The organism is Bradyrhizobium sp. I1.14.4, from assembly GCF_050435825.1.
Lineage (GTDB): Bacteria > Pseudomonadota > Alphaproteobacteria > Rhizobiales > Xanthobacteraceae > Bradyrhizobium.
On record NZ_JBNDLA010000064.1, the window covers coordinates 1 to 4,358 of the forward strand.

Genomic DNA, 4,358 nt, shown 5'->3' on the forward strand with positions numbered 1-4,358 from the left:
ATCCGCCGATGACATCCTTGCTTCCATCGAGCGTTTCTGCCGATACAATGCCCCGGCAGAACACCACGCGATGTTGCGAACTTCCGGTTCAGGACACTAGATGGCCGCATACAAGAATTGATGGCGAAGCCCTTATCAGCGCGCCATCTACGAAATCACTGCACGCCACTACCGCCTCTAGTAACCGGCGTGCTATCTCGCGAGCATGTAGTTGAGTTGGCGCGGCTGCGCGAGTTCCGGTGATCGTTTCGTTTTCTTGACTGTCGCCATTGCAGAAAAGCCATGTTAAAAGCCGCTCCTCTCGAAGGAGCAATGATTGTGAAGAAAGCAACCAAGAAAGCCGTGAAGTGGCGCGAGTGGACGAAGACAGATATCAAGGAGCTCAAGGCCCACTCAAAAGCGCGCACGCCGGTTACGAAGATATCCAAATTGACGAAGCGCAGTATTGGCGCACTCCGCCAGAAGGCACTGGTCCTTGGAATTGGACTCGGACATCAGCGTTAGCCCATCTCAATTGACTGGGAGAATAGCGCGGCCTGATGGCCACCTCCTGAACAGCTAAAGCATCCTAGCTGACTTCGCCTTTCTGGCTACCGAAAGGACAGTTGCGGGCAAGTCAGCCCGCAGCGTCGTGACGGCTTCCGACGACATAGCTTCCGTTTGTAGTTGAGGTTAACCGCGCCATGTTGTTGATATTGCGCGCTGGTGCCTGATCCATTGCGCCGGGAACTCTACACGCCCAGTCACATCGGAGACCTGGAAGTGTCCTTCCAGCTGACCATCCTGAAAGTGCTGGCCGGCCAGCCCGCCGGGCGGGCCTCCATTGCCGAAGTCCGGCAAGCGGTCGAAATCCTGATGAACAGCGGCAAAGACTGGACAGATCGTATGAAGCGGTTGAAGCGTTTGGCCAAACATGCGCCTGACCTGAACATTTTCTCGGCCAAGTTTGTGCTTCGCGATCCTCGCGGCTGGGAAATAACGGAAGAAGGGCGGCAATTCCTGTCTGCGCTCGAAACGGCCGACGCCGTTCGAAGAGAGCCGCCTCGATCAGCCACCGATCTGCCGCCCAGCGAGCCCGCGGCGCAACCGGTAACAGATTCGGCAAGATCACTTCAGCCTCCCCGAAGCCGTCGTCAGAGGCGGCGCCGTCACCGCGGAAAAAGACCGATCCAATCGGCGTTCAGCGTGAAGCGAGCGGCCGCTCCCCTGTCGACCCCGATCTTCAAAAAGACGAATCCTAGGAGATGCGCGACTGATAAGCTTTGATCGCAACGGAGTCGGTTCGCAGACTGATAAGAAAATGAGAAAGGGCTTATCAGTCTGCGTTTTTCTGCTTCTTGCATTTTTGATCAGGATTGCTAGGGCAAAGTCTGCTTCTCGAGCGGTAGCGGACCAAGGTTTGTCAGTATGCGGCCATCGGCGTTTGAGCCCAACCGGCCATCTATTCGGACGTCGTAGAACCGACGATTGTCCAAGCAACAACTAGAGAGGGTGTAGACTTAGTAAGCAACCTTGACCAACCCGAAGGCGCGAGAATCTGCTGATTTAGTGTCGCGTCGATCTTGCGGCTCGCCTTCGTCGTCATCATGCTCCCCGTCTATCAAACGGAGCGGCCTCTTCCAACCGAGCACGTGGTCCCAAAAACCGGGTCCATTTCACTGTTCCATTGCTGGACGAAACGAGGGGTTCAATAGCTGTGGAATATCGCTTCATAATGAACATCTATTTGTCCTGGTCGTAGGAAAGGAGCACAGAAGATTCGAATGCGACGGATGGCTGTAGTGGCGCGCTCAAGGTCGCTATTGTGCATCAAGAATCACGACCAGCGCATTCGTGCTTGTATTGGAGGCGCGTTATGACTGGCATCAGCGGACTCGGGAATCGCATTTGGCAATCGACAGACGACAGCGGTGAAGTCGCGGCCAAGTCTTACACAGATGGCGTTTCTAGTGAGAACGGTCAAACGAGCAGTTCTGGCCCTGTGCGGATGGACTCTGAGCCTCAAGTTTTCGAGACTTATTCTGCTCGCGTCCCTTTCGACGATATGGCTTCGCAGCGCGAGCATGGTGGAAGCTCCGAGATCCCGCATAGATCTTATCGTCACGCACCAAGTTCGACCGAACGCTCGTCGCGTTCTGGCAGCGAGCACTGGCGGAGCGATCGAGCAACCGGAAGCTCGCGAACAGAGGCGAGCCGCCCGCATGGGCAATCCGTGCCCGACCGAGCGGCTGGATCAGGAAAGCGGCGTGTCGACGATGTCGCCGCGCAGAGCGTCCATGGTACAAGCTTAGAGCGCCCTTATAGACCTTCGAACGCACTTAATACGGCGCTAAGGGATATTGATCAGGCTCACGACGTCCATGGATTCTCAGGGGTCGTCGTGAGATATGCCAGGCAGTTGCGAATGCCCGACAAGGCAACGTTCCTGCAAAAAGCCGCCGCTGATTTCCGATACAGATTTGTCGCGCGCTTGGAGCAAAATATCCGCGCTGGTGAATCATGGAGCTACGCCAGGACATGCAACGAGGTGAGCGGAGAGGCTGGCGGTCGGGAAGGCATGGAAGCTTGCAAGGCCTTGGCAGCTCGAGTATCGAGGCTCGACGACGTGATTATGTACGAAGTCGAGGACCGAGCCCTTCCGCTCTTCGCCGCATCATTCGGTCGACACTCCCAGGTGCCGGCATGCCGCAGGGGGGCGATCAGAATCGCGGAATTTTGTTGCGATGAAAGCCGCGGACTTCGGAGGCAGACTAACCAAGGGCTATCCTTACTGGTGAACGGCTTCAGCAAGTGGCCGGACGCGGCGGGCTGCCGCGAGGCTGCCGTCGCCATCGCCGGTGAGGTGCCTTCCCGGCTTTCCCGTTTTGACCCGCAAGCGCTGGCGAACCTGGTGAATGGTTTGAGCAAATGGCCGGGCGCGGCGGGCTGTCGCGAGGCTGCCGTCGCCATCGCCGGTGAGGTGCCTTCCCGGCTTTCCCGTTTTGACCCGCAAGCGCTGGCGAACCTGGTCAACGGTTTCAGCAAATGGCCGGACGTGGCGGCCTGTCGCGAGGCTGCCGTCGCGATCGCCGGTGAGGTGCCTTCCCGGCTCTCCGGTTTTGACCCGCAGGCGCTGGCGAACCTGGTCAACGGTTTCAGCAAATGGCCGGACGCGGCGGGCTGTTGCGAGGCTGCCGTCGCCATCGCCGGTCAGGTGCCTTCCCGGCTCTCCGATTTTGACCCGCAGCAACTGGCGGGCCTGGTAAACGGCTTCAGCAAATGGCCAGAAGACGCGGCATGCCACCAGGCAGTAATGGACATCGCGCGCGGCCTCGGCGGACCGGGCCGACGCTTTGGTTCGTTCTCGACGGTTGAGTTCGCCACGATCGCCAATGCTCTGGGACGCAGTGTCAAAAGCGGCGAGGACGGTGGAGACGTTACGCAGCTACGGGGCAATTGGAGCAGGCACGGCAGGCGTTAGCCGAATTGAACAAGGTCCGACCAAACTTCACCGTGCAGGCGTACAGTCAAGTTGTATATGCATTCTCAACTAACCCACAGTTTCGGCGTGAGCTTGACGACATAGTCGATGGACTGCGGAAGGGAGGCGTCCCGAAGCAATGAATGAGGTGAGAGAGCTGGACGTCTCTCGAAGAGGAGATCTAAAGGGGGGCAGCGAGTCCGCTTGTGGCCCAAATGCCGACATGCGCAGCATGTCAGCTGCTACGTCGCCCTTCGAGGTTAAAGCGGACGCGGCGGATGTGTGAGCGACCGCCCATTTCCGGTTAGCTTCGTCACCCCGCGCCAAGCTGATGCGACTGTGATCCGCAACTACTTCCGCTGAGCACATCAAACCATCATCGAATGAAGAGGCCCGGGCAGGTTGCTCGGGCCCTTCATTTTGCGATGGCGCGCATCAAGGTTCCTACGTTCTTCCGGATTGAAACGCGAATTTGATCGGGACCCGCGACACAGTTCCCTGAGTTGATAAGGGCAAGGCTGCCTCTCAAGGAGGTTATATCATGACCGTCCCGGTTTGCCCAAGATGCAGCGTCCGCATGGCGCTCGCGCACTGCCGGCCGAGCCGCGCCGGCTTCGAGTTGCAGACGTTCGAGTGTCCTGTATGCGAGCGGGCGAAGACCGTTGAGGTGCCTGATCCTACGGAAAGAGCAGCCGGTTGGCTGGCATCGCGAGAATTGCAGCGGCCTCAATAGGTGCGCGTCATACCCAGAGGGCGGGGGCTTTGCGTCGCTCACTCGAACAAAGTCCTCAGCCCGAGCCGGTGGTGCCGTCGCGGAGTTGGTAGGAATTGAGGTTGGCGTAGTCTCCGGGGTGATCAACCTCGAATCATCCGGCGTTGAAGCGTCGGACTGGAGACT

The 4,358-nt window shown here is 58.4% G+C and carries 3 protein-coding genes; all 3 read left to right on the forward strand.

What is annotated here, in order from left to right; all coding sequences use genetic code 11:
* Positions 1-282 precede the first annotated feature (282 nt).
* Positions 283-504 carry a hypothetical protein gene (locus ABIB78_RS38600; protein ID WP_429034274.1) on the forward strand — a complete coding sequence of 74 codons (222 nt, stop codon included), beginning with the start codon at positions 283-285 and terminating at the stop codon, positions 502-504.
* Between the two features lie 258 nt (positions 505-762).
* Entirely contained in the window at positions 763-1,266 is a 504-nt protein-coding gene (locus ABIB78_RS38605) for a hypothetical protein (RefSeq protein ID WP_429034275.1), read from the forward strand.
* Between the two features lie 1,138 nt (positions 1,267-2,404).
* The gene (locus tag ABIB78_RS38610) at positions 2,405-3,460 is read left to right on the forward strand and encodes a hypothetical protein (RefSeq protein WP_429034276.1); all 1,056 of its coding nucleotides are present in this window, start codon (positions 2,405-2,407) and stop codon (positions 3,458-3,460) included.
* Positions 3,461-4,358 lie beyond the last annotated feature (898 nt).

Coding starts and splice junctions, on each gene's coding strand:
- ABIB78_RS38600 (WP_429034274.1), top strand. CDS start 283: ATGTTAAAAGCCGCTCCTCTCGAAGGAGCAATGATTGTGAAGAAAGCA.
- ABIB78_RS38610 (WP_429034276.1), top strand. CDS start 2,405: ATGCCCGACAAGGCAACGTTCCTGCAAAAAGCCGCCGCTGATTTCCGA.